The organism is Streptomyces sp. NPDC048389, assembly GCF_040706335.1.
GTDB lineage: Bacteria > Actinomycetota > Actinomycetes > Streptomycetales > Streptomycetaceae > Streptomyces.
This window is the reverse complement of record NZ_JBEZKP010000068.1, coordinates 12128-35684: the sequence shown is the minus strand read 5'-3', so window position 1 is coordinate 35684 and position 23557 is coordinate 12128. Positions and strand designations below refer to the sequence as shown.

The window sequence follows — 23557 nt, the reverse complement described above, 5'->3', positions numbered from 1 at the left end:
GTCGCAACTCGCGCGAAGCGCGGTGAGGAAAGCAGTCCCGGACACGACCACCGGAGCGGCACCCGGACGCCACCCGCACAGGACCGGGCCACACCCGGAAGGCGTACCCGGGGCCGGGCCTCGCCCGAGGGCGCCACCCGGACAGGACCGGGCCACACCCGGCGCCACGGGGCCCGGGCGGAGCGACCGGGCCATGACCGGGGACGTAACCAGGACCGGACCACGCCCGAGGACGTAACCCGGACCCACCGGGCCACGCCCGGAGACGCGTCAAAGGGCCGGGCCGGGCCCGCCCCTAGGAGCGTGAACCCGGTGTGCCGCCCGCCCAAGGGCCCGTCAGCGGAGGGCGTCCGCGACCTCGCGGGCCGCGTCGACGACTCGGGGCCCGACACGTTCCGGGACGGCGTCGGCGAGCATCACCACGCCGACGCTGCCCTCTATGCCCGTCACTCCCACCAGCGCCGCCGCCGCGCCACTCGCGCCCGCTTCCAGTTCGCCGTGGGTCAGGGTGTATCCGGGCTCCGCGGTCTTCGCCTGACGGGCGGCGAGGATGGCCTTGCCGGCCGCGCCCCGGTCCAGGGGATGCCGAAACCCCGCACGGTACGCGACGTGGTAGTCCGTCCAGGTCGGTTCGACGACGGCGACCGCGAGTGCCTCCGCCCCGTCGACCAGGGTGAGGTGCGCGGTGGCCCCTATGTCCTCGGCGAGGGAGCGCAGCGCCGGCATCGCCGCCTCCCGCACCAGCGGGTGGACCTGGCGGCCGAGGCGCAGCACGCCGAGGCCGACCCTGGCCCGGCCGCCGAGATCACGGCGGACGAGGGCGTGCTGCTCGAGGGTGGCGAGCAGGCGGTAGACGACGGTGCGGTTGACGCCGAGTTTGTTGGACAACTCGGTGACGGTCAGCCCGTGGTCGGTATCGGCGAGCAGCTTGAGGACACGCAGTCCCCTGTCGAGCGTCTGGGAGGTCTCCGCGGTCACGACGCCCTCTCCTTCGGAGTGAGTGACGGCGGTCCTCAGAAGGGGTTGCCGCGGCACCGGTCCCATCGGCGACGCGCCCAGAGGCCGCCGGCAGGCCATGGCACACCGACTGCGCTCCGCGGCGACGCTGCCACGGGGCGTGTGTATTGCCGGGACAGTAGCGACCGGCACCGCTGAGCGGAAGCCCTCGTCCAGAATCCGGGCGGTGGGCCGTCGGCGATGGGCCGTTGCTCCCTGTTCGTGACATCCCGGCGCGGCGTCACGGTCCTGTCAGCGCATGCGCGTGGCCCACTCCTGGACCTTTTTGATCCGCTCTCGGATCTGGCCCGCCGTCGCCTCGGCGCTCGGGGGCCCGCCGCACACCCTGCGCAGCTCGGTGTGGATCACGCCGTGCGGTTTGCCGCTCTGGTGGACGTAGGCGCCGACCATGGTGTTCAGCTGCTTGCGCAGTTCCAGTAGCTCCTTGTGGGAGACGACGGGCCGCCGTTCGGCCGGCAGTTCCAGGAGGTCGGCCTCCTCGTCGGGCTTCTTGCGGCTGTGCGCGATCTGACGTGCCTGCCGCTTCTGGAGGAGCAGCTGCACCTGGTCGGGTTCGAGCAGTCCGGGGATGCCGAGGTAGTCCTGCTCCTCGTCGCTGCCGGGGTGCGCCTGCATGCCGAACTCGGCGCCGTCGTAGAGGACGCGGTCGAAGACGGCGTCGGACTCGAGGGCTTCGAACGGGAGCATGTCCTGCTCGCCGGTCTCCTCGTCCTGTTGCTTCTCGGCCTCCGCCATCTCCTTCTCGGATTCGGCGTACGGGTCCTCTTCGCCTTCTTTCTTCGGCTTGTCGAGGACGTGGTCGCGCTCGACCTCCATCTCGGAGGCGAAACCGAGGAGATTGGGGATGGTCGGGAGGAAGACGGACGCGGTCTCGCCGCGCCGGCGGGACCGTACGAAACGCCCGACGGCCTGGGCGAAGAACAGCGGGGTCGAGATCGTCGTCGCGTACACGCCGACGGCGAGGCGCGGCACGTCGACGCCTTCGGACACCATGCGGACCGCGACCATCCAGCGGGAGCCGTCCTCGCTGAACTCCTCGATGCGCTTGGACGCGGCCGCCTCGTCGGAGAGGACGATGGTCGCCTTGTTGCCGGTGATCTCGCGGATCAGTTTGGCGTAGGCGCGGGCGGAGTCCTGGTCCGAGGCGATGACGAGGCCGCCGGCGTCGGGGATGCCCTTGCGCACCTCGGTGAGCCGCTGGTCGGCGGCGCGCAGCACGTTCGGCATCCAGTCGCCGCGGGGGTCGAGCGCGGTGCGCCACGCCTGGGAGATCGCGTCCTTGGTCATCGGCTCGCCGAGCCGTGCGGCGACCTCGTCGCCGGCCTTGGTGCGCCAGCGCATGTTGCCGCTGTAGGACAGGAAGATCACGGGTCGGACGACGCCGTCGCCGAGCGCGTTCCCGTACCCGTACGTGTAGTCGGCGGCGGAGCGGCGGATGCCGTCGTCGCCCTCCTCGTACGTGACGAAGGGGATCGGGTTGGTGTCCGAGCGGAACGGGGTGCCGGTGAGGGCGAGCCGGCGGGTCGCCGGCTCGAACGCCTCGAGGCACGCCTCGCCCCACGACTTGGAGTCACCGGCGTGGTGGATCTCGTCGAGGATGACGAGTGTTTTGCGCTGCTCGCAGCGGTTGCGGTGGAGCATGGGGCGTACGCCGACGCCGGCATAGGTGACCGCGACCCCGTGGTACTCCTTGCTCAGCGGCCCCGCGCTGTACTCCGGGTCCAGCTTGATCCCTATCCGCGCCGCCGCGGCCGCCCACTGCTTCTTCAGGTGCTCGGTCGGCGCGACGACGGTCACCTGCTGCACGACATGGTGGTGCAGCAGCCAGGAGGCGAGGGTCAGCGCGAAGGTCGTCTTGCCGGCGCCGGGCGTGGCGACGGCGAGGAAGTCACGCGGCTGCTCCTGGACGTACTTGTCCATCGCACCCTGCTGCCAGGCGCGCAGCTTGCCCGCGGTGCCCCAGGGGGCGCGGCCGGGGAAGGCGGGTGAGAGATGGTGGGAGGCGGTAGTAGTCACGGTCTCCGGCTCGGTGCTCTCGGCTGACGTGGGCGCGGGCGGGCGGCACGTACGGGGTCGCGCGCAGGGGCAAGCTGCGTACGGCGTCGTTACGTACGACAACCGGGCCACCCTACCGGGGGCCCGGTTGCCGCCGGGCGGGACGGGCCTGCGTCCGGCGGTACTGCGGTTCATGTCACACGACGGGATCAGCCAGGTCCCGCAGCGCCTCGGAGATCGCCTTCAATTCGTCCATCCGGCCGGTTGACACGGCGATCACCAAGCGTTCGCCCGCATCGATGCCCGGACGCAGCTGCACTTCGTTCATGGCGAGAAAGACCATGCAGGAGGTCCAGGCCGTGCGCTTGTTCCCATCGATGAAGGGGTAGTTGACGGACAGCGACTGGAGCAGGGCCGCCGCCTTGTCGAAGAGGTCGGTGTACGCCTCCTGCCCGAACACGGAGGCCGACGGCCGGTGCACCGCCGACGCCAGCAGTCCCAGGTCGCGAACCACGACGTCCTGGTCATCGACCGCTGCGGCGGCGATGGCCAGGACGTCCTCGGAGTCCAGGTAGACGTACGTCACTTGAGCCGCTCCAGCAGCTCGGACCACTTGGCGACCTGCTCCTTGGCGGTCTTGCGGACCATCGCCTGGTGGGCGGTCCTGGCCAGGTAGTCGTCGACGGCCTTGAGCAGTATGGCGTGCATGCTGGTCCCCTCCTCCTCGGCCCGCCGCTTGAGTGCCTCGGTCTGGTCGTCGCGAAGACGCAGGTTCACAGCCATACCGGAACGGTACCGCCAGTGGGGTCATAGTGGTACTAAGCCGTGGTCGCCTTCAGCCGCGTCGCCACCCACACCAGCGCCGGCCCCCCTCGGCAGGAACACCGCGGCGAACACGACCGGGTGCGCGGCGTCCACGCAAGGACGACGGTCTGCCCCTTCGTTGCGAGGGGTGGCCGTCGCCCTACCCTGCCCCTCCTCCACCGCCAAGGCGGCGCGCGAGGCGGTTCGTGAGGCGACTGGAACACACCGATCAGTCTGTAGCTCACCGTTACGCTGAGGTCGCACCCCGACACCGAAGAGGACGGGGCGACGGGGAGTGGAGAAATCTCAGAATGGCCGACCCGGAAGCCGGCGCCCACCACGGTGCCACAGAACTGAAGGTGAACACCGACGAGCTCGGAGCGGTCGGGCACGACGCATACGTCCTCCACGGACGGCTGACCCGGGACGGCGACCACGCCCGCGCCTCGACGTACGACGCGGCCATCGCACTGATGAACGGGAACTTCACCAGCGGCGCGGAACTGCTGAAGGTCCACGACCGCTGGAACTCCCAACTGCGGACTCTGCTCGACGCATGCGCGCAGATCTCCAACCACCTCGACCACTCGAAGGCCGCCCACGCGAAGGACGACGCCGACATCGGCGGCAACCTGACCGCAGTCTCCAAGATCAGCGAGTACTTCAAGTAGTCCACCGGGGGAAGCACAGTGCTGAAGTACGAGGACGTCGTCGACGCGCCCGTCACCAAGTTCAAGGAAGCCGCCGACGACTGGTCGGAGATGCTCACCAAGCTGGAGAAGCTCGCGGACGAGGCCCGGCGAGGCATGAAGGCCAAGTCCGACAAAGCCGACTGGCGGGGCCTGAACGCGGGTGTCACGAAGCCGTTCATCACCAAGACGGCCAAGGAGTTCGACGACGCGGAAGCCCAGGCCAAGGGCATTGAACTGCTCCTCGCGGACGCGCACACGTCGTTCAGGGCCGCCAGGGACGCGCTCATCAGGATCCGGGACGAGGAGGGGCCGGCCGCGGGCATCCACGTGGACGCGAACGGCAAGGTCCGGCCCCGCCACGACCTGAAGACCGACGCGACGGCACGCCACGACCCCGGCTACGCGGAGGCACTGCGCAAGCAGGAAGAGGTCGTGGCCTCCTGGCAGAGGAAAATAGACAGGATCGTCGAGGACTGCTCCGACGCCGACGACTCGCTGAAACGGGCCCTCGCGGCAAACGTCCGGGACGACCACAACTTCACCGCTCCCAAGTACAAGAGCCTCGACGCCGAACAGGTCGACCGGGCGGCGGAACTCATGAAGAAGGTCACCGGCGACGGCGGCACCGCGCGCAACGTGGTCGCCCTCAAGGAACTCGAAGACCTTCTGGACGACAACCGCGCCGATCCCGAGTTCTCCGCCTCCTTCTATCGCAAGCTCGGTGCGGAAGGAACCCTCGAGGCGTACGCGAACATGTCGTTGAACGCCACATCGCTCGGCCCGTCCGCGGAGGCCCAGGACCGCGTGAAGATGGTGCGCAACATTCAGAACGACATGGGCGCGATCCTCGGCCTCGCCACCCACACGTCCACTCCGAACCACCTCGACGCCACCTGGACCACCCAGCTCATGAAGGCGGGACGCAAGGAACTCGACGTGTCCGGCAGCACCGGGCTCGGCACCAAGGTGTACGGCTACCAGGCATTGGGAGCTCTCCTTCGGGAGGGGACCTACAACACGGAGTTCCTCACTTCGGTGGGCCGCGACATGGTGGCCATGGACAAGAAGAACCCGGGAATCTGGGACCACAGCATGCCCATCGACCGAGCCATGTCCATCAATCTGGACAATGAGGGCGGCAGGGGGTTCAACCCGCTCACCGGGTTCATGGAGGCGCTGAGTCACAATCCGGAGGCGTCAACCGCCTTCTTCGACGAACCGCTCCGCGAGGACACCAACAAGGACGGCCTCGTCACCTTGTCCGACGGTGCGATCGGGGGCAAGGACGCGCAGGGACTCGTCGACTACATGCTCGACAAGAAGCCGACCGCCGACTATTACGACACGGTCGTCGGTGGAGAGGCCACCCCCGGCCAGACCGCTCTCGGCAATGCCCTGGAGGCGGCGGTCACGGGGCGCGTACCGGGCGACGAGAACGCGCCGCCGGTGTCGCACACCGAGGCCATGACCAATGTGATGGAGCAGGTCGTGGCGAAGATCGGCGCGGATCCGGCTCTGGTCGCGGCGAACCCCGGCGACCTGCCGGGCCCGCTCAGCGGCCTGTCCCCGCAGTTCGGCAACATGGCCGCCGAGTACATGCCCGACCTGCAGGCCACTGCGGAGAACGGCGCGAACCAGGCGAAGCCACTCGGGGTGATGGCCGAGTTCCGCAAGGACGAGATGGCCTCGTTCCTCGGCGCGGTCGCCCAGGACCCCCACGCCTACGGAGCGATCACCAACGCCCAGCAGGCGTACACCACGGCACTCGTTTCGGACGTCTTCCGCAATCCCGAGCAGCACGGAGACACCGATCTCGCCATTCAGAACGCCGTCCACCCGGGCGGCGAGATCGCGGGCATCCTGACCGAAGCCCGGGCGCAGGCCATCCACGACACCAAGGCCCATGAGGCCGACGAGTACAACAAGGGCGTGGAGGAGAACGCGAAGTGGACGAACCGCGTCATCGACGCCCTCGGGGCCAAGTACGTGGGGATGGTTCCGGTGCTGGGTGACGCGGCGATGTGGATGAAGGAGGACATCACGGAGTCGACCGTGAACAGCGCGAAGGAAGACAAGGCCGATGAATCGCGCCATGAGTCGGCCCGAGGCTACGCCGACGCAGAACGCGCAGCGAAGTGGGCAGCGGCATCCGCCGTCGAGACTGCCGCCCGCGGATCCGTCCTCACAGCAGAACAGATCAATGAGTACAAGGGATCAGCCTCCACACAGACCGCTGCCGCGCACTCCATCGGCCGCGACCTGGTTGCCAGTTCCGGTCCGAAGGGAAGCTAGATGCACCAAAACGTCACTCGCGCACTGGCCGCATTGATGACCACTCTCTCCCTCACGGCAGTGGTCGGCTGCTCGGACGGCGAAAGTGAGGTGATGCCTAAACTCCCGAAACGGATCTGCTGGGGCGTATTCACCGCCGGTGAAATCGCTCCGCTCATGCCGACGGGCAAGAAGGCCGAAATGTCCTCGGATCCATTCCTCCTCAATGAAGAAATGGACTCCGCCACATGCAACCTGTACATCGACGGTAGGCACGGGATGCTTGTCAATGCCAAGCTCCTCGACTACGAGGGTCAGGTCGACTGGGCCCCCTGGGATAAGGCCAATCCCCAGCCCATCGATGTCGGCGCGAGAGGCCTAACCTGGGGCACCGGAGCCGGCACGCATATCGTGTGCGACGCCTCCAAATCACCGGCCGATCCCGGAAAGTACATCGAACTGCGCCTCAGCACGGACCGATCACCAGACGAGAAGAGGTTGCGCGCCGCGCTGCCTGGCCTGCTACAACGAATGGTTGACTTCGCCGAGCACGAGCTGAACTGCTCCTGACAGACAACTCCAGTGCAGCATCACAAAGCGGGTCAGCTGACCGCCCACGAGGGCCCACGTCGTCAGCGTCCGCTGGGCCAGTGATCCCCGTGGTACGGGTACGGGGCGCTGTTCCCCGCGGTGGCTTCAGCCGCCCGCCGCCGCCGGGCTCGGACAGCCAGAGCCGCGACGGCGCCCCCCACGACGACGGCGCCGATGCCGGTGGCGATCCAGACGGTCGTCGTGCCGCTGTCGCCGTCGGACGCGGTCGGTGCGGCCGTCGGATGGGCGGAGGCTTCCGCAGGGCTGGAGGGCTCCGAGGACGGGGGCTTGGTGTCCTGGTAGGTGAAGTCGGGAAGCGGGTACTGGTCCGCAGGGCCGGGGTCGCCGGGCGTCATCAGCGCCCGCAGGGGGCGCAGGGCGCCGTAACCGATATGGTCGTTGCGCTTGTTGCCGCTGGTCGGGCCGCTGATGGTGTTCAGCATGACCCGCAGGACCTGGTTGTTGGTCCACTCCGGGTGCTTGGACCAGATCAACGCGGCGGTGGCGGAGGCGATGGCGGTGGCAGCACTCGTACCTTCGCCCTTGCAGATCTCATTGTCATGGCATGCCTGCAAGATATCGACGCCTGGCGCAGCAACGTCGACCTGCGGTCCGTAGTGGGAGAACTTCGCTCTCTTGAGATCCTTCCCCAACGCTCCCACAGCGACGACTCCCGGGGTCGAGGCCGGGTACATCTCCTGTTTCAGGCCATCGTTGCCCGTGCCCGCGAAGACCAGCGAGCCCTTCTCGTTGGCATACCGGACGGCGGCCGTCAGTTGCGGCGACCCCTGGTCGACTGCCATCGACATATTGATGACCTTGGCACCTGCATCAACGGCGTAGCGAATCGCTTCCGGCGCGACAACATTGAACTGCTCGTTCGCTTCGGCCTTGTTCGCCAACCGCTCTTCCTCCGGCATGCGCACTGGGAGAATCTTGGTACCTGGCGCCAGCCCGAATGCGCCATCCCCTCCCGCACTGCTGCCGGCTCCTGCGATGATGCCCGCCATTCCAGTGCCGTGGCCGTCATAATCTGTCCACTCGTCTCCGGACTCGGCGGGGGCCAGGTCCTTACCCTTGAGGACGCCACCTCGGAGATCTCCATTGGCGGCATTGACGCCGGTGTCAATGACCGCGACGGTCACACCCTTTCCTGTGCTGATCTTCCAAATCTCTTCCGCGCCCATGGCGTTCAGGTGCCACTGCTGCGAGCGGATGGAATCGGCATGTGCCGGGACCGCGATGCCTGCCAACACCATCGTGAGGAGCGTGGATGCCACTGCTCGGGTGCGTGCCCGGCGTTTGGTGCTGGCAGGCATGGAGATCCTTTTCTCGTCTCGGGTGAGGTTCAGTCGATGACCGGTGGCACGACTCGGCGGTTGTTCCGGTGCCAGGTCTCGTCGTCCTCGGTGAGGTAGTCAGGCCGGTCGCCCTCAGTATTCTCATTGCGTGAGGACGGCCGCGAAGGCGTGCCCGTGATCCCACCAGGTGCCGGTCGGGAACCGCCCTCGGTGGACGGACGCCCGCCTGTGACGCCCGTCTGCGGACGGCCGCCGACGATGCCTCCGGTCTCGGTCGCGAAACGCCGACCGCCCGGTGTCCGACTTTGGCCCGATCCCGCGCCTCCTCCCACGCCTACGGCACCGTGTGCCATGGGTGGACGGGCATACCCGCCGCCTCCGGCGCCGATGACGTTTCCCCGCGGAATGCCGCTCGCCTGCGCGGAGGCGGGCGGCATGGGGCGTCCGCCTACGATGCCGTCCTTTGGGGGCCTCGCGCTGCCGGGGCCGGGACCTGGCACTCCGGTCGACTGCCCTGGCGGTACCGGCCCCCGGGGAATGCCTGGGATGCGCTCGGTAACGCTGTGCTTGGCAGGCGGAGGCAGGGGGCCGCCGCCAGGCACAGGGGGCGCCAGGTTAACCGGCGGGTTCGTCGGGCCGCCCTCGGGGCGTAGCGGACCAAGCGAAGACGGAGCTGGAGGAGTCGTCTCCTTCGGTGGCTGCGCGTTGACGCTGTCGAGCTCCATGGCAACCTGGGGCGGCCTCGGCTCAGTGACGCCAGGAGGCAACTCAGGCCCAGTCATGCGTGCTGCTGCCGTCCCAGGTACTGGCGAACCACCTGTGGCAGACGCCGGAGCAGCATACCCTCCGCCACCCCCGCCCCCGGCGGGGGTGGCACGTTCCGAGTGATACAGGTCCTGGGTGCCAACGGAGCTGTCGGGCGGCGGCACGAACTCCGCCGGCGGCGGACGGAACGTCGGTGGCTCCAGCTTGTCCATCTGCGACGCTGACTGGTCGTACGCCTGCGCCAGCTTGCGCATCTCGGCGGCGGCCTCCAGGCGGTTCTGCTCCCGTGTGGCGGCCAGGGCGGAGTCCGCCTCGGCCGCCACCGCCGACGCGTCGGGGTCATTGCGATGGGCCTGGGCCGCGGCGAGGTTGGCCTGGGCCTGTTCCTTGGAGGTGTAGCGGGGGATGGCGGCCTGGGCTCGGGCGATGGCGCCCGAGGACTGGCCGAGCCACTTGGACGCGTCGTCGCTGTAGTCCGCCAGCCGCAAGGTCGAGGAGGCAAGGCTCGCGCCCCACTCGACGAACGCCTCGAAGCCCTCGCCCTCCCACCTCACCCGCTCGGGGCGGAACTTCATCTGTTGGGCGATGCTCCGGATCTCGACCGCGGCAGCCGACAACCGGTCGGCCGCTTCCTGGACATGGAAGCTGCTGGCCTGGTCCAGCCAGGCCAGCATCGCCTCGTGGGACATGCTCTCGAAGGGGGTCCGGCCCCCTCCGCCGCCTCCACCACTGTCATTGACCATCTTCCGTGTCCCCCTGTCGCCTACTGGAGCCCGCCCGCGCCCGCCGTGTCTCCCGGCTGGGTCGTCGGTGCGCCGTCGGCCGGTGGGCGCGGGCGCTGTGTCGGGTCTCGTTCGGCGTCATAGTGCCGCTGTGTGTGGTGCTGGATCGTCAGCATCCGTCGACGTACGTCGTCGTCGATGCCGGCGTAGCCGTTCTTGGCGGACACGACGGCGATGCCCATGCCCTCCAGGCAGTCGCCCAACAGCTGCGACAGTTCCTTGAGCCGGTCGACCACGAGCTCGTACGAGGCGTACAGTCCCGCGGCCTCGGCCCAGGCTCCGTCGCCGCCGCCGAAGTGGTCGCGCCGGGTGTGAACCGTGCCCACCTGGTTCGGTGCCGCGGGCGAGTCGCCCAGGTCGATCAACAGTTGATCGACCCGCCCCTTGAACGACACCATCGACTCGGCGTCGTACAGCAACGACGCCATGGCCGGGTTCACCGCGCGCAGTTGACGCTCGTCACCGGACATGCCGCTCGGCCGGTCGTCGTGCTCCGCCATCGTGCCGCCCCCCGTGGACACAGAAATCGGTCTGTCACTTTACCGAGTGGTACCGACACTCATGGGCCCCTGGGGCAGTCCCGGCCATACCGGGAGTGCACCGGCTGCGAGTTGGCCGCACCGCGCAGTTCCACGATGCGCTCACCCGGTCTTCGCCTTGAGCCGTGTCGCCACCCACGCACCGGCGAGCGCCACGCCGGCCATCGGCAGGAACACCGCCGCAAAGGCTGCCGGGTGGGCAGCGGAGGCGCCGGCGGACACGGCGTGGGTCGCGCCCACCGCGCCGCCGCCGAGCGCGGCGAACGCGGCGCCGCCCGCCGCGAGGAGCAGTACGTTCGACAGCGCGTCCGAGATCTGCAGCGCGGCCGAGTTCGCGCCCGCCTCCTTCGGCGCGGACAGTTTCAGGAGCAGCACGCTCGTCGAGCCGATGACCAGCCCCATGCCGAAGCAGCCGAACGCCCACGCGACGGCGACGATCCAGACCGGCACCGCCTCGATCAGTACGCTCGGCGCGGTCGCGATCGCCGCCGCGACCAGCAGCATGCCGAGGACGACCAGCCGCTCACGGTACGGCTCGGTCCGGGGCCGGGACTGAACGTACGAGCCCAGTGCCCAGGTCGCGCCGCCGACCGCGAGCGAGAGTCCGGCCATGGTCGGGGAGAGGCCGCGCTGGGTGACGAGCATCAGTGGCACGAACGACTCGGCCGCGATGAAGGACCCTGCGGCGATGCCCCGCAGCAGGACGACGGACGGCAGTCCGCGCGCCGCCCGGTACGTCCCCCTCGGCAGCAGCCCGAGCGCGGACGGCACGAGCAGTGCCGCGCCGGCGGCTGCGGGCAGGAGTGAGAGCCAGCGCAGGTCCTGGCCCGCGTACTGCAGCAGACCGGCGCCGAGCGAGATGGCGAGGGCCAGCCGGATCCGGCGCCGGTCGAAGGCCGCCACGGGTGCGGAGGGGTCGGCGGGCCCGGAGGCCGTACGGCGGATCGCGGGCAGCGCGAGCGCGAGTGGCAGCACGACGAGGGCGGGGATGCCGAGGAACACCCAGCGCCAGCCGAGCTGTTCGGTGACCGTCCCGGCCGCGAGCGGCCCGACGACGGACGGGATCACCCAACTCGCCGCGAACGCCGCCATGATCGCGGGTTGCAGCCGCTGCGGGTACGCGCGGCTGACGACGACGTACAGCGTTACGATGACCAGCCCTCCGCCGAGGCCCTGAACGGCCCGCCCGAGTACGAACACCCACATGGCGCCGGCGGTCCCCGACAGCACCAGCCCCGCGGCGAACGCGCTCATCCCGCCCGCGAGCGCGCCCAGCGGACCGCTGCGGTCGGCCCACTGACCGGCGAGGACCATGCCGAAGAGGCTGGTGGTGAAGTACGCGGAGAAGGCGAAGGCGTACAGCGGGATGCCGTGCAGTTCACGAGCCGCCACGGGCATGGCCGTGCCGACCGCGGTGGCCTCGAAGGCGACCAGGAAGACGACTGAGACGATGCCGATGCTGAGCGCTCGCAGGTCGCGCCCCAGAACCCCGCTCTGTCGGCCGTCGACGCCGGCGGCACCACGGGTGACGTCGGGTGTCGCCGTCGGATCCATGGGGTCCGCGGGATCTGCGGGGTCCGCAGGGCGAGGCGGGACGTCGGCGTCACGCGGTTCGAGAGGGGTCATGACCCATAAGCGTAAGGGGCAAGATGGCGATTGAGCCCTGTCATTGGTCGGGACCGGACCAGTCCCTTCGTCGTACGACCGTGTGTCCCGCCTCGGGTCCGGCACGGGCTGTGCGGGGCCCCGAGATCGCGTCCCGTTACGGTGGGAACGGCGTATGGCGGTCGCTTTGCGGACCGAGCCGGGGCCTTGAGGGGCGCCGTACGCCTGCCGGCCGAGGAGACACACTGCCGTGTGCCCGAGTGGCTCTGGGGCTTCGACGGCAAACCGATGGCGGCCCTCGGGCCCGGGAGGTGGGTCCCGGCCCTGCCGGGACCCGTGGCGCGTACTCCCTCAGCCCGGCCCGCCCCTCAGCCGGGAACGACCACCGCCGCCTGGGGCCGGATCGGGAGGCGGTTGATGGGGCGGCCGGTGGCGGCGCGGACGGCGGAGGCGACGGCGGCCGGGGAAGTGACGACCGGGGCCGCGCTGGCGGGTTTGGCGCCGAAGGGGGCCACGACGTCGCGTTCCTCGACGAGTTTCACGATGCGAATGTCCGGTGCGTCCAAGGCCGTCGGGAGCACGTAGCCGGTGAGGTCGGGGTGGCGGATCAGGCCGCGGGCCGTGCGGAGGTTCTCGGTGAGGGCCGCGCCGACGCCCTGGGTGACGCCGGCCTCTATGCGGGTGACCAGTTGGGAGGGGTTGAGGACGCGGCCGACGTCCTGGGCCACGGCCATCTCGACCACGCGTACGGAGCCCAGTTCGATGTCGACGTCGACCACCGCGCGGATCGCGCAGAAGGCGAGGCCGACGAAGGCGTCACCCTGGCCCGACTCGTCCAGGGGCTCGGTGGGGTGGGGGCGGCACTGGGCGGTGGCCCAGAGTTCCTTGCCGTCCAGCGCCTCGGTCACCGTGGTCGACAGCACGCCGTCGTATGACGTGATCTTGCCGTCGGTGATCTGGAGCAGTTCGGTGGACATGCCGAACTGGTGGGCCAGCGGCTGGAGGAGTTGGGTGCGGACCATCTTGGCGGCACGTTCGACGGCTCCGCCGGAGACCCAGGTGTGGCGGCCGTGGGCGGCCGGGCCGGCCGGGGGCTGGTCGGTGTCGACGGCGGCTACGCGGACGTCCTCCACGCCCAGCGTCTCCTGCACGATCTGCCGGGCCAGCGTGGAGAAACCGGAGCCGGTCTCGACGGCCGCGCAGATGACGGTCGCCACACCGTCCTGGATTCTGACCGTGGCGGTGGAGACCTCGTCGGTGCCTTCCGCGCCGAGCATGTGGACCATGCCGAGGGCGTAGCCGACGCCGCGGCGTACCGCGCCCGGTTCGGCGGCGCCTTCGGGGCCGCCGGGGAGGAGCCAGTCGTCCTCCGGGGAGTCCTTGGGGAGGGGCGGGAGGGGGAAGTCGCGTACGGCCTGGAGCAGTTCCGCGACGGGCGCCGGGCAGGTGACGGTCTGACCGGTGGGCAGGATGTCGCCGGTGGCCAGGACGTTGCGCAGGCGGATCTCGGTCTGGTCGAGGCCCAGTTTCACGGCGAGCTTGTCCATCTGCGCCTCGTAGGCGGCGCAGACCTGCATCGCTCCCTCGCCGCGTACATGACCTGACGGCGGGTTGTTGGTACGGACCGCCCAGCCCTCGATGTGGGCGTGCGGGACGACGTACGGGCCGCAGGCGAAGGCGACCGCGGCGGCCAGCGACTCGGAGGAGTCGTCGGCGTACGCGCCCGCGTCGAGCAGCAGCTGCGCCTCGACCTTGACGAGGTGGCCCCCTGCGTCCGCGTGGTGGCGGTAGCGCAGCAGCGTGGGGTGGCGGTGGGCGTGCCCGAGGAAGGACTCCTCGCGGGTGGCGGTGAGTTTGACGGGGCAGCCGGTACGAAGAGCCAGCAGGCCGAGCGGCAGCTGGAATCCGGGGTCCTCGCGGTCGCCGGTCGCGCCGGGGACGCCGGTGACGACGACCTTGACCCGGTCCGGTTCCAGACCGAAGCAGGAGGCGGCCAGGTCGCGGTCGGTGTGCGGATCGGTGGAGGCGACGTAGAGCTCGACGCCGCCGTCGGGGCGGGGTACGGCGAGACCGGCCTCGGCGCCGATGGGGGCGGGGTCCTGGCGGCCGATGCGGTACAGGCCCTCGACGATCACCTCGCCGGTGGCCTCGGGGTCGCCGTAGCTCAGCGGGATGTGGCGGATGAGGTTGCCGTCGGGGTGCAGCGGCTCGGCGGCGAACGCCTTCTCGGGGTCGGTGACCGGTTCGAGGAGTTCGTACTCGACCGCGATCGCCGCCGCCGCGAGGCGGGCGGTGTCGGGGTGGTCGGCGGCGACCGCGGCGATCGCCTCGCCGTGGTGCCGGACGATCTCGGAGGCGAAGACGGGCCGGTCGGCGATGCGCCTCCCGTACGAGCCGTCACCGGGGACGTCCTCGTGGGTGATGACCGCGTGCACGCCGGGCATCTCCAGCGCGGCGGACGTGTCGACGGAGACGATCCGGGCGTGGGGGTGCGGCGAGCGCAGCAGCGCGGCCCACAGCAGTCCCTCCGCCCACAGGTCGGCGGCGTAGGGGAAGGTGCCCTCGCTCTTCGCGCGGGTGTCGGCCGCGGGGAGCGACGCGCCGAGGCCGTGGGCAGGAGGTTCCGGCAGAGGACTGTCGACCTGCTGCGGCATCGCGGTGGTGGCCGCGTCGTTGCTCACGCCATGCCTCCGTCGTGCGGGTGAATCTGCACACTACCCGCGCCGGGGGGCGCCTGGTGCGGGATGCGGGCTTCGTCACCGGCGTCCGGCGTTTCCGCGGCTTCGGCAGCGGCTGCCGCGCTCGCCGCCCGGCCGGCGACCACCTGGCGCACGGCGTCGAGAACGCCGCGGTATCCGGAGCAGCGGCAGAGGTTGCCGCACAGGGCCTGCCTGGTCTCCAGTTCGGTGGGGGCGTGGTTGCCCTCGAGGAGGTCGTGGACGGTCATGGCCATGCCGGGGATGCAGAAGCCGCACTGGACGGCGCCGCAGGCGGCCAGGGCCCGCTGGACGTCGGAGGGTTCGCCGCCGGTGGCCAGGCCCTCGACCGTACGGACCTCGGAGCCGGCGGCGGTCGCCGCGGGGACCAGGCAGGAAGCGACGAGGCGGCCGTCGACCTGGACGTTGCAGGCGCCGCATTCGCCCTGGGAGCAGCCGTCCTTGGCGCCAGCGAGGCCGAGGCGCTCCCGGAGCACGTACAGGAGGGACTCGCCTATCCAGGCGTCGCTGACGGGGCGGTCGGTGCCGTTGACGCGCAGGACGTACGAGGTCGGGGGGTGCTCTTCGTTCCCGGGGGGCAGCACGTCCGCCGGCGCGGCAGTGGGCTCGGCGGACGCGGCCCCGGGGTCGAGGGCGGGTCCGTGGTCGTGGGCCGGCTCCGGCTCCGGCTCCGGGGCGGGCGCCCGCTCACGGGCGGGCTCCGGCACGGGTGCGGGTGCAGGTCCTGGTCCGGTTGCGGGGCCGACAGCCGCGCCCTCCGGCTCTGGCTCGGCGGCAGGCTCCCCCGACTCGGCCGCCGGCTGCTCGCCGGGAGCGCGGGACGTCTCGGCGGACGCGTCCGCGAACTCCGGGGACGGCGCGGCGGCTTCCCGCTCCGTCTCGGCGTGTACCTCGGCCGGGACGGGCATGGGCGGCCCGGGGTCCTCCGTGGCGTCGTCCTCGGCCACCGGTACGGCGGCCGCGGGCTCCGGCCCGGGTCCGGAGTCCGCGGGCTCCGGCTGCCCTTCCGCCCACGGCGCCGCGGCTCCGCCCGGCAGCGTCGCCCAGGGCGCGGGCGCGCCTCCGGGGAGCGTGGCGGGCGGAGCCGCGGCACGCCACGGCGCGTCGGCGCCCGGCGGCAGCGGGAACTCACCCGAGTCGCCCTCGGACGACACGGCGGGCCCGGTCTCCTGGAAGTAGGACCACTGGCCGGTGCCGCCCGCCTCCGCGGCCCCGCTCGCGTCCTGCGAGGCGTCCCGCGCCGCGGGCTCCGGCCACTGGGGCGGCGATGCCCAGCCGCCCGTGGAGGCCGGGTCCGTACCGGCGGCAGGCGTCAGCGGCGTGATCACCGGGGGTACGTAACCGTGTCCGGGAGCCTCGAGCGGCGCCGTGTCGGAAGTGGCCTCGGGGGGCAGCTGGAAGAACGCCGTGGCCTCGCCGTCGTACTCGCCGCCCTGCGGCGTCGGTTGCCAGCCGCCGCCCTGACCGCCGTACGAGCCGTACGCGTCATAGGCGCCGGCCTCCGCACCGGCACCGGCTTCGGAACCGGCGCCCGAACCGGCCCCGTACGGGTCGTACTGCTCCGCCTGCTCGTACCGGCCCACGTGCTGGCGCTGCTCGTGCTGGACGTACCGCTCGTGCTCCTCGGGCTGCTCGTACCGCTCCTGCCGCTCGTGCCCGTCGTAGCGATCGCCGCGGTGTTCCGGCTCGGAACCCTCCGGCAGCCGGAACTCCGGCGGAAGGCCGTGCGGGTTGTCCTCGTTGCTCACGACAGCGCCCTCCCCAGTGCCCGTCGGGCCAGCGCGGCGACCGTGCGCCGCAGGTGCAGTACGGCCGGTGACAGCACCGGTTGTTCCTCGCCCTCCGCGGCCGGTGCCAGGTCGGGGATGCAGGCGGTGGCGACGTACTCGCCGAACGCGGTGAGTGCCTCGCCCGCGAGGCCGCGTTCGCCGTCCCAGTCGATGAGCGAGGCTATCCATCGCTCCGCCTCCAGCGGCCGCAGCGGCATCGGCGCGATGGCGCCGACCGCGCAGCGCACACCGCGCCGGGCCGGGTCGAGCACGACGGCCACGGAGGCCGTGGCGCGGCCGGGGCCGGTGCGGCCGGTGGCCTTCAGGAAGACCTGCGGGGCGTGCAGGAGCGGCACGCGTACGAAGCCGATCAGCTCGGCGGGCCCGAGCATCTCCCGGCCGGCCAGCAGGTGCGAAACGGGGATCTCGCGGCGTGCGCCGCCGGGGCCGGCGACGACGAGATCGGCCTCCAGGGCGGCGAGTACCGGCAGGGTGTCGTTGGTCGGCGCGGCGCTGACGATGTTGCCCCCGAGCGTGCCCGCGTTGCGGATCTGGGGCGGGCCGGCCGCGCGGGCCGCGGCTGCGAGGGCGGGGATGAGCGCCGCGAAGTCGGGGCGGCCCATCCGGGCGTGGGTGAGTCCGGCGCCGAGCAGCGCGTGCCCGTCCTGGTAGCGCCAGCCACGGATCTCGCTGATGCGGCCGAGTCCGACCAGTCCGGCGGGGCGCAACTGACCCCGGTTGACCGCGGTCATGAGGTCGGTCCCGCCCGCGACGGGGACGGCGGCGGGCATGGCGCTGAGCGCCGCCACGGCCTCGTCGAGCGAGGCCGGCAGCGTCACCGACTGTGCCGTGTGCGGTGCGTGCGTGGTCACCAAGCTGCCCCTTCCCGGTGTCCGGGCTGTCCCTCCTGTGTTGCCGTACCGTACGTGCTCACAGGCCGGACGTGGCAACTCTGGCACATCTTCCGGGCGGACCGGCGGGAGGGTCCACGAAGGGTGGATCCACCCCCACAAGCACGAAACCATGCCATTGGTCCGGTTTGACACCTGCATGGCGTCAAAGGGGCAGTGCGGTGCTTCGACGGCGGTTGTACGCCTTGTTCCTCGCGGTGCCACGGCACCACGGTCCCAGGGCCCGGGCCACGGGGCGGCGGCCTCGGGCCGGGCTCACACGTTCGGGGGCGTCCCGTCGATCGGGCGTCCGGCGACACCGGGGCGCCGCTGCCAGGGCAACGGGCCGCCGGGCGGCCGATACTGGACACCGATCGCGTCAAGGCGTGCGTAATGGGCGGTCATCCGGCGTTCGAAGTCCGCGAAATCGCGCTCGGCGGCCGGGGGCAGCGCGGACCAGGCGACCTCGGCGAACGCGGCGAGGCGCGGGAAGACCTGGTAGTCGACGCGGGAGCGGTCCTGCATCACCTCGGTCCACACGTTGGCCTGGGTACCCAGCACACGGGCGGCGGCCTCCGGTGTGAGCGCGGGCGGCACGGGCTCGAAGCGGTAGACGTCCTCGAGGGTGCGTACATACCCGATGGGCATCGGCTCCTCGTCACCCGCGGCCTGCCGGTGGTCCAGATACACCTGCTGCTCGGGGCACATGACGACGTCGTGCCCGGCCTCCGCGGCGGCGATGCCGCCCCGGTAGCCGCGCCAGGAGGAGACGGCCGCGCCGGGCGCCGGACCTCCTTCGAGGATTTCGTCCCAGCCGATGAGGCGGCGGCCGCGCTCGGTGAGCCAGCGGTCGAAGTGGCGGACGAACCACGACTGCAGCTCGTCCTCGTCGGCGAGCCCCAGCTCCTTGACGCGCGCCTGGGCAGTGGCCGACGCCTTCCACTGGTCCTTGAGGCACTCGTCGCCGCCGATGTGCACGAAGGCGGACGGGAAGAGGCCGAGGACCTCCTCCAGCACACCCTCGTAGAAGCGGAGGGTGTTGTCGGTGGGTGCCAGTACGTTGGGGCTGATGCCCCAGTTGTCCCAGACGGTCAGGAGGGACGTGTCGATGACGTCGGTGTTGCCCAGTTCCGGATACGCGGCGATCGCCGCCTGCGAGTGCCCGGGGATGTCGATCTCGGGGACGACGGTGATATGCCGCTCGGCGGCGTAGGCCACGATCTCGCGGATGTCGTCCTGCGTGTAGTAGCCGCCGTGGGGGGTGTCGTCCCACAGCGGTGAGGCGCGGTGCCCGTGCTTGGTCCGTGCGCGCCAGGCGCCCACCTCGGTGAGCCTCGGGTGGCGCTTGATCTCGATGCGCCAGCCCTGGTCGTCGGTGAGGTGGAAGTGGAAGACGTTGAGCTTGTGTGCGGCGAGCAGGTCGAGGTAGCGCAGGACGCCGTCCTTCGGCATGAAGTGCCGTGCGACGTCCAGCATGAGGCCGCGCCAGGAGAACCGGGGCGCGTCCTCGACGAAGGCGCCCGGCACCTCCCAGCGCCTGCCCGTCGCGACGGGGGCCCTGCGGTACGCCTCGGGTCCCAGAAGTTGACGGAGCGTCTGCACGCCCCAGAACACTCCGGCGGGGCCACCGCCGTGGATCGTGACGCCGTCGCCGCCGGCGTACAGCTTGTAGCCCTCGGGTCCCAGGTGCCCGGCGTCCGCGGCGTCGACGCGCAGCCGGATCACCCCGCCGCCGTCACCGGCCCCGGGCGCCAGCGGCAGCCCTGTCGCCGCGCCCACCTCGGCGCGCAGCCGGCGCTCTGCGCCTTCGGTGCCGGGGCCCGCGTCGACGACGGTCGATCCGTCGAGCACGAATACGCCGTCGCGTGCCGTGCCGCTGCGCGGCAGGGGGAGGACGTCCGTGGGGTCCGCCGTCCGGCCCGGCCCCAAGGCCGCCACTCGCTCGGCCCCTTGTCCCGCCGGCCGGTCCGCCACTCGGTCTGCCATCTCGCCTGCCATCTCGTCCGCCATCAGGTCCGCCTTTCGAGTCGATCGGCCACGGCAGGCGCGGCGTGGCACCGGCCTGCCCGGAGCCCGGCGGCCCGCGGTCGCGCGGGGCCGGGCGTCCCCACGGTCAGTCCTTCACCGCGCCGCCCAGCCCGGAGACCAGGCGCCGCTGTACGAGGACGAAGAAGACGAGCACCGGCACGGTCATCACGGTCGACGAGAATGGGCCGCAGCATCGGAGCCGTGACGGATCGCCAGGTCCGCCACGGCGACGCGCCGTCGAGCGAGGCCGCCTCCAGCACCTCCCCGGGGATCGCCTTGATGCCCGCGTACACCGTCACCATGACGAACGGGAACGAGCACCACACGACCTCGAACAGGACGAGCGCGAAGGCGCTGAGGCGCCCGTACGTCCAGGAGAAGTCACCCAGGCCCAGGATCCGGTTGACCGGACCGTGGTCGGGATCGAAGAGGAAGACCCAGACGGTGGAGCCGGTGATCGCGGGAGTCGCCCAGGCACCCAGCGCGGCCGTCATCAGCACCAGCCGCGGCAGTGCGCGCACCCGGGGCAGCAGGACGGCCAGTGCACAGCCGACGGCGAGTGTGACGACCACGCACGCCGCCGCGAAGACCAGGGTCGCCAGGAGCACCTGCCGGAACCGGCTGTCGGCGAAGAGCCTCCGGTAGTTGCCGAGCCCCTGGAAGGTGGTCGGTTCACCGCCGCTGACCTGGGCCCGGGTGTATTCGAGGAAGGAGATCAGGCCGAGCTGGTAGATCGGGTAGACCAGCAGCCCGGCGAGCACCACCAGGGCGGGTGCGAGATAGAGCCACGGTGTCCCCGCACCACGGCGTCGCGGCCGTCGCGCCAGGGGCCGCGGGCCCGTCCCGCGCGGGCCCGCGGTCTCGGGAGGGACCGCGGTCTCGGGAGGGACCGCGGCCGGCTCGGCGGCGGCCGTCTCGTACGCCATGGCCTCAGCCTTCGTCGGCGAACGCGGCGTCCATCTTCCTCGCGGCGTCACCGGCGGCCGCGGCCACGTCCTTCTTGCCGCTGACGATCTCCTGGAACATCGTCGGCAGCACGAGCGAGGCGTCGATCCGGCCCCACGCGGGCGAGGCGGGGACGAACTCGGCACCGGCGCCGAGCGTCTCGATGAAGGGCTCGACGAACGGCTGCTTCTTCGCCGCTTCGGTGCGCACATCGGTGTACGTGGGCAGGAAGCCCATCGCGTCGAAGAACCTTCCCTGCGTCTCCCTGCCGGCGAGCTGCTTCATCAGGTCCACGGCCAGTGTGCGGTGCGAACTGCTCTTGAGGATGCCGAGGTTGTTGCCGCCCGCGAAGGCGGGGGCGATCTCACCGGCCCTCACACCGGGCAGCGGTATGACGGCGTACTTGCCCTTGACCGTGCCGGCCTCGACGGCCCGGTGGCTGAAGTCGCCGCCGATCGCCATCGCCGCCTTGCCGGAGGCGAAGGCGGTGACGGTGGCGTTGCCGCCCGTGGAGGCGCACTCGGCGGCCGGGCAGTTGTCGTCGCCGAAGAGGGACGTGTACGCCTCGATGCCCTTCCGCGCTGCGGCGCTGTCGATGGTGGCACGGTGGGAACCGCCGCTCTCCTCGGCCAGTTCGCCGCCGTGGGACCAGATGAAGGGCATCGCCCCGTAGGTGTAGGCGCCGCCGACCGCGAGGCCGTACAGGTCCGGCTTCGCCCGGTGGATCTTCCTGGCGGTTTCGATGAGCTCGCCCTGCGTCCTGGGGGCCTCGATGCCGAGGTCCTCGAAGACGTCGGTGCGGTAGTAGAGCGCCCGTACGCCGACGAAGAGCGGCGCCCCGTAGATCCTGCCGTCGACGGTGACGGACTGCTTGGCGGTCGGGTCGGTGTCCGCGGCCTCGCCCCAGGCGCCGAACTCGGCGGTGACGTCGGCGAGTCCGCCGTCCTTGACGTATCCGGCGGTGTCGGTGTTTCCGTACTCGATCAGGTCGGGGGCGCTCGACGGGTCGTTGAAGGCCGCCTTGATCCGCTGGGCGCGGGTCTCCACCGGTATGTACTCGACCTCGACCCGGGCGCCCCGGTGCGACTTCTCGAACGCGGCGACCGCGGCGTCGACGACCTGCTCCTTGGGCTTGTTGTTGACCTCCCGGAACAGCCAGACCCGCAGCGTGCCGCTCCTGTCGTCCTGCTGGGCGCTGTTGTCGGAGGTCCGGGGGGCGCACGCGGTGGCGGTGAGACCCGCCGGCACGAGCGCTGCGGCCGGGACGACGATTCGGGAGATGAGCTTCATGCGGGCGCCCCTACGAATTGAGCATTGCAGCATATGCAATGCGTGTTTCGCTGTGCACAACACGCAGGAGGCTAGGCCCGGCGGAACCGCCGGACAAGAGGAGGACAAGAGGTCTCAACCACTCTGTGACCGGCTGGAGCACCCCGTGCAACGGACCACGGCGGGCCGCAGACGCAGACGGCCCCCGGGACGCGCCGAAAGCGCATCCCGGGGGCCGTTGCCGACTGGCGGCAGAAGGCTACTTCTTGTTCTTGCCGCTCTTGTCCTTGTCCTTGTCGCCGCCGGCGCCCATGGACTCGTAGATCTCCTTGCACATGGGGCAGACCGGGTACTTCTTGGGGTCACGCCCCGGCACCCAGACCTTCCCGCACAGTGCCACCACGGGAGTGCCGTCGAGAGCGCTCGCCATGATCTTGTCCTTCTGGACGTAATGGGCGTAGCGCTCGTGGTCGCCGTCGCCGTGCGACACCTGGGGTGTCGGCTCTACGAGGGTTCCCGTGCCTGTCCCGCGCTCGGGCTCAAGAGTGCTCATGGGCTCCAAGGGTACCTACGAGACGGTGCCTGCGGGAGCAAGCCCGTGCGCGCCTTTGCGGGAGGGCCCCGTCCCCCTCCCCGCCGGACCTTTCCACGCCGCACCGCGCAGGCCGCGCAGGCCGCGCAGACCGCGTGGGGCAGGTACAGCCCCGCCGCCCGGCGGGCCGCCGGTCAGTTCAGGCTCGGATCGTCCGGATACGTGGCGAACATCGCCAGCTCGCTGCGCTGACGGCGCAGCACCGACCGCCACAGGCTCTCCGGGTGTGGCGAGGAGACGTCCCCCGGCTCCGACTCGACGACGTACCAGGCGCCGTCCTGCAGCTCGTCCTCCAGCTGCCCCGGGCCCCAGCCCGCGTAACCGGCGAAGATCCGCAGGGAACCCAGGGCGCCGCCCAGCAGCTCCGGCGGCGCCTCGAGGTCGACGAGGCCGATCGCGCCGTACACCCGCCGCCAGCCCAGCGGGCCCTCGTCGCCCGGGATCACGGCGAGGCCCAGCGCCGCGTCGAGGGAGACGGGGCCGCCCTGGAACACCACGCCGGGCTCACCGGCCAGCGCGCCCCACGCCTCGAGGATGTCCTCGACGACCACCGGGGTGGGCCGGTTGAGGATCACACCGAGGGAGCCCTCGTCGTCGTGATCGAGCAGCAGAACCACCGCCCGGTCGAAGTTCGGGTCCGCCAGGGCGGGTGCGGCGACGAGCAGCCGGCCTGTGAGCGAGGACACCTCGGTCATGCGAGACATGATCCCGCATCTTGGCCGTCCGTGGGACCGGGCGGCCCGGGATCCGAACACCGCGGGATGGCCGCAGCTCACGGGCCGTGCGGGCGGCGGCGGTCCGCCGGGGTGGGCGGTGACGGTACGCGAGGTCCGGCGGACGCTGAGTGCTGTGCCGAATTCATTACGTACGAGAACCCTCCCGGGCCATACAGAAGGGGCCCTCCGCCCCCTTACCCTTTCTCTGTCCCCCGACCGACTCTCCCCCTCGCTCCATTTGAGGGGGACACCCTCCGGAACGCGAGATT

The 23557-nt window shown here is 71.1% G+C and carries 18 protein-coding genes and 1 pseudogene; 3 read left to right on the top strand and 16 right to left on the bottom strand.

The annotated features are described in order from the left end of the window. Positions 1-336 precede the first annotated feature (336 nt). From AB0903_RS30620 to AB0903_RS30605, 4 genes are all read right to left on the bottom strand, one after another. Positions 337-978: a helix-turn-helix domain-containing protein gene (locus AB0903_RS30620; protein WP_366707987.1), complete on the bottom strand. Its 642-nt coding sequence runs from the start codon at positions 976-978 to the stop codon at positions 337-339. A gap of 270 nt (positions 979-1248) precedes the next feature. Next, positions 1249-3033 carry a DEAD/DEAH box helicase gene (locus tag AB0903_RS30615; RefSeq protein ID WP_366707986.1) on the bottom strand — a complete coding sequence of 595 codons (1785 nt, stop codon included), beginning with the start codon at positions 3031-3033 and terminating at the stop codon, positions 1249-1251. 175 nt (positions 3034-3208) lie between these two features. Next, positions 3209-3598, bottom strand: a complete 390-nt coding sequence (locus AB0903_RS30610; RefSeq protein WP_366707985.1) for a type II toxin-antitoxin system death-on-curing family toxin — start codon at positions 3596-3598, stop codon at positions 3209-3211. Next, the gene (locus tag AB0903_RS30605) at positions 3595-3795 is read right to left on the bottom strand and encodes a ribbon-helix-helix protein, CopG family (protein ID WP_366707984.1); all 201 of its coding nucleotides are present in this window, start codon (positions 3793-3795) and stop codon (positions 3595-3597) included. Before AB0903_RS30605 ends, AB0903_RS30610 begins: the two co-directional genes overlap by 4 nt. A 332-nt stretch (positions 3796-4127) precedes the next feature. Here AB0903_RS30605 and AB0903_RS30600 point away from each other — a divergent pair, with 332 nt between their 5' ends. The 3 genes from AB0903_RS30600 to AB0903_RS30590 are packed head-to-tail and all read left to right on the top strand — an operon-like array spanning position 4128 to position 7349. Next, a complete protein-coding gene (locus AB0903_RS30600) occupies positions 4128-4487 on the top strand; it encodes a hypothetical protein (RefSeq protein WP_366707983.1) in 360 nt (119 codons plus the stop codon). Positions 4488-4505: 18 nt separating this feature from the next. Continuing rightward, positions 4506-6800: a hypothetical protein gene (locus tag AB0903_RS30595; protein ID WP_366707982.1), complete on the top strand. Its 2295-nt coding sequence runs from the start codon at positions 4506-4508 to the stop codon at positions 6798-6800. Then, positions 6801-7349 (top strand): hypothetical protein, encoded by a 549-nt coding sequence (locus tag AB0903_RS30590; RefSeq protein ID WP_366707981.1) that lies wholly within the window; start codon positions 6801-6803, stop codon positions 7347-7349. A gap of 62 nt (positions 7350-7411) precedes the next feature. Here the strand turns inward: AB0903_RS30590 and mycP are convergent, their stop codons facing one another. From mycP to AB0903_RS30530, 12 genes and pseudogenes are all read right to left on the bottom strand, one after another. Beyond that, positions 7412-8689 carry a type VII secretion-associated serine protease mycosin gene (gene mycP, locus AB0903_RS30585; RefSeq protein ID WP_366707980.1) on the bottom strand — a complete coding sequence of 426 codons (1278 nt, stop codon included), beginning with the start codon at positions 8687-8689 and terminating at the stop codon, positions 7412-7414. Between the two features lie 29 nt (positions 8690-8718). After that, positions 8719-10125 (bottom strand): hypothetical protein, encoded by a 1407-nt coding sequence (locus tag AB0903_RS30580; protein WP_366707979.1) that lies wholly within the window; start codon positions 10123-10125, stop codon positions 8719-8721. Between the two features lie 74 nt (positions 10126-10199). Continuing rightward, the gene (locus AB0903_RS30575; RefSeq protein ID WP_366707978.1) at positions 10200-10718 is read right to left on the bottom strand and encodes a hypothetical protein; all 519 of its coding nucleotides are present in this window, start codon (positions 10716-10718) and stop codon (positions 10200-10202) included. Positions 10719-10859: 141 nt separating this feature from the next. After that, positions 10860-12383: an MFS transporter gene (locus tag AB0903_RS30570; RefSeq protein WP_366707977.1), complete on the bottom strand. Its 1524-nt coding sequence runs from the start codon at positions 12381-12383 to the stop codon at positions 10860-10862. Positions 12384-12730: 347 nt separating this feature from the next. After that, entirely contained in the window at positions 12731-15016 is a 2286-nt protein-coding gene (locus AB0903_RS30565) for a molybdopterin cofactor-binding domain-containing protein (protein ID WP_366707988.1), read from the bottom strand. Between the two features lie 23 nt (positions 15017-15039). After that, the gene (locus AB0903_RS30560) at positions 15040-16827 is read right to left on the bottom strand and encodes a 2Fe-2S iron-sulfur cluster-binding protein (protein WP_366707976.1); all 1788 of its coding nucleotides are present in this window, start codon (positions 16825-16827) and stop codon (positions 15040-15042) included. After that, positions 16824-17720 (bottom strand): FAD binding domain-containing protein, encoded by an 897-nt coding sequence (locus tag AB0903_RS30555; protein ID WP_366707975.1) that lies wholly within the window; start codon positions 17718-17720, stop codon positions 16824-16826. The genes AB0903_RS30560 and AB0903_RS30555 overlap by 4 nt, the downstream gene beginning before the upstream one ends. A gap of 294 nt (positions 17721-18014) precedes the next feature. Beyond that, positions 18015-19748: a beta-N-acetylhexosaminidase gene (locus AB0903_RS30550; RefSeq protein ID WP_366707974.1), complete on the bottom strand. Its 1734-nt coding sequence runs from the start codon at positions 19746-19748 to the stop codon at positions 18015-18017. A gap of 103 nt (positions 19749-19851) precedes the next feature. After that, positions 19852-20593: pseudogene (locus AB0903_RS30545) on the bottom strand (sugar ABC transporter permease). Between the two features lie 103 nt (positions 20594-20696). Further along, positions 20697-22001: an extracellular solute-binding protein gene (locus AB0903_RS30540; protein WP_366707973.1), complete on the bottom strand. Its 1305-nt coding sequence runs from the start codon at positions 21999-22001 to the stop codon at positions 20697-20699. 238 nt (positions 22002-22239) lie between these two features. Beyond that, positions 22240-22533 (bottom strand): DUF3039 domain-containing protein, encoded by a 294-nt coding sequence (locus AB0903_RS30535; RefSeq protein WP_366707972.1) that lies wholly within the window; start codon positions 22531-22533, stop codon positions 22240-22242. A gap of 173 nt (positions 22534-22706) precedes the next feature. Further along, a complete protein-coding gene (locus AB0903_RS30530; protein ID WP_366707971.1) occupies positions 22707-23267 on the bottom strand; it encodes a YqgE/AlgH family protein in 561 nt (186 codons plus the stop codon). Positions 23268-23557 lie beyond the last annotated feature (290 nt).

Coding starts and splice junctions, on each gene's coding strand:
- AB0903_RS30530 (WP_366707971.1), bottom strand. CDS start 23,267: ATGACCGAGGTGTCCTCGCTCACAGGCCGGCTGCTCGTCGCCGCACCC.
- AB0903_RS30550 (WP_366707974.1), bottom strand. CDS start 19,748: ATGGCGGACGAGATGGCAGGCGAGATGGCAGACCGAGTGGCGGACCGG.
- mycP (WP_366707980.1), bottom strand. CDS start 8,689: ATGCCTGCCAGCACCAAACGCCGGGCACGCACCCGAGCAGTGGCATCC.
- AB0903_RS30570 (WP_366707977.1), bottom strand. CDS start 12,383: ATGACCCCTCTCGAACCGCGTGACGCCGACGTCCCGCCTCGCCCTGCG.
- AB0903_RS30580 (WP_366707979.1), bottom strand. CDS start 10,125: ATGTCCCACGAGGCGATGCTGGCCTGGCTGGACCAGGCCAGCAGCTTC.
- AB0903_RS30575 (WP_366707978.1), bottom strand. CDS start 10,718: ATGGCGGAGCACGACGACCGGCCGAGCGGCATGTCCGGTGACGAGCGT.
- AB0903_RS30535 (WP_366707972.1), bottom strand. CDS start 22,533: ATGAGCACTCTTGAGCCCGAGCGCGGGACAGGCACGGGAACCCTCGTA.
- AB0903_RS30565 (WP_366707988.1), bottom strand. CDS start 15,016: ATGCCGCAGCAGGTCGACAGTCCTCTGCCGGAACCTCCTGCCCACGGC.
- AB0903_RS30590 (WP_366707981.1), top strand. CDS start 6,801: ATGCACCAAAACGTCACTCGCGCACTGGCCGCATTGATGACCACTCTC.
- AB0903_RS30600 (WP_366707983.1), top strand. CDS start 4,128: ATGGCCGACCCGGAAGCCGGCGCCCACCACGGTGCCACAGAACTGAAG.
- AB0903_RS30605 (WP_366707984.1), bottom strand. CDS start 3,795: ATGGCTGTGAACCTGCGTCTTCGCGACGACCAGACCGAGGCACTCAAG.
- AB0903_RS30540 (WP_366707973.1), bottom strand. CDS start 22,001: ATGAAGCTCATCTCCCGAATCGTCGTCCCGGCCGCAGCGCTCGTGCCG.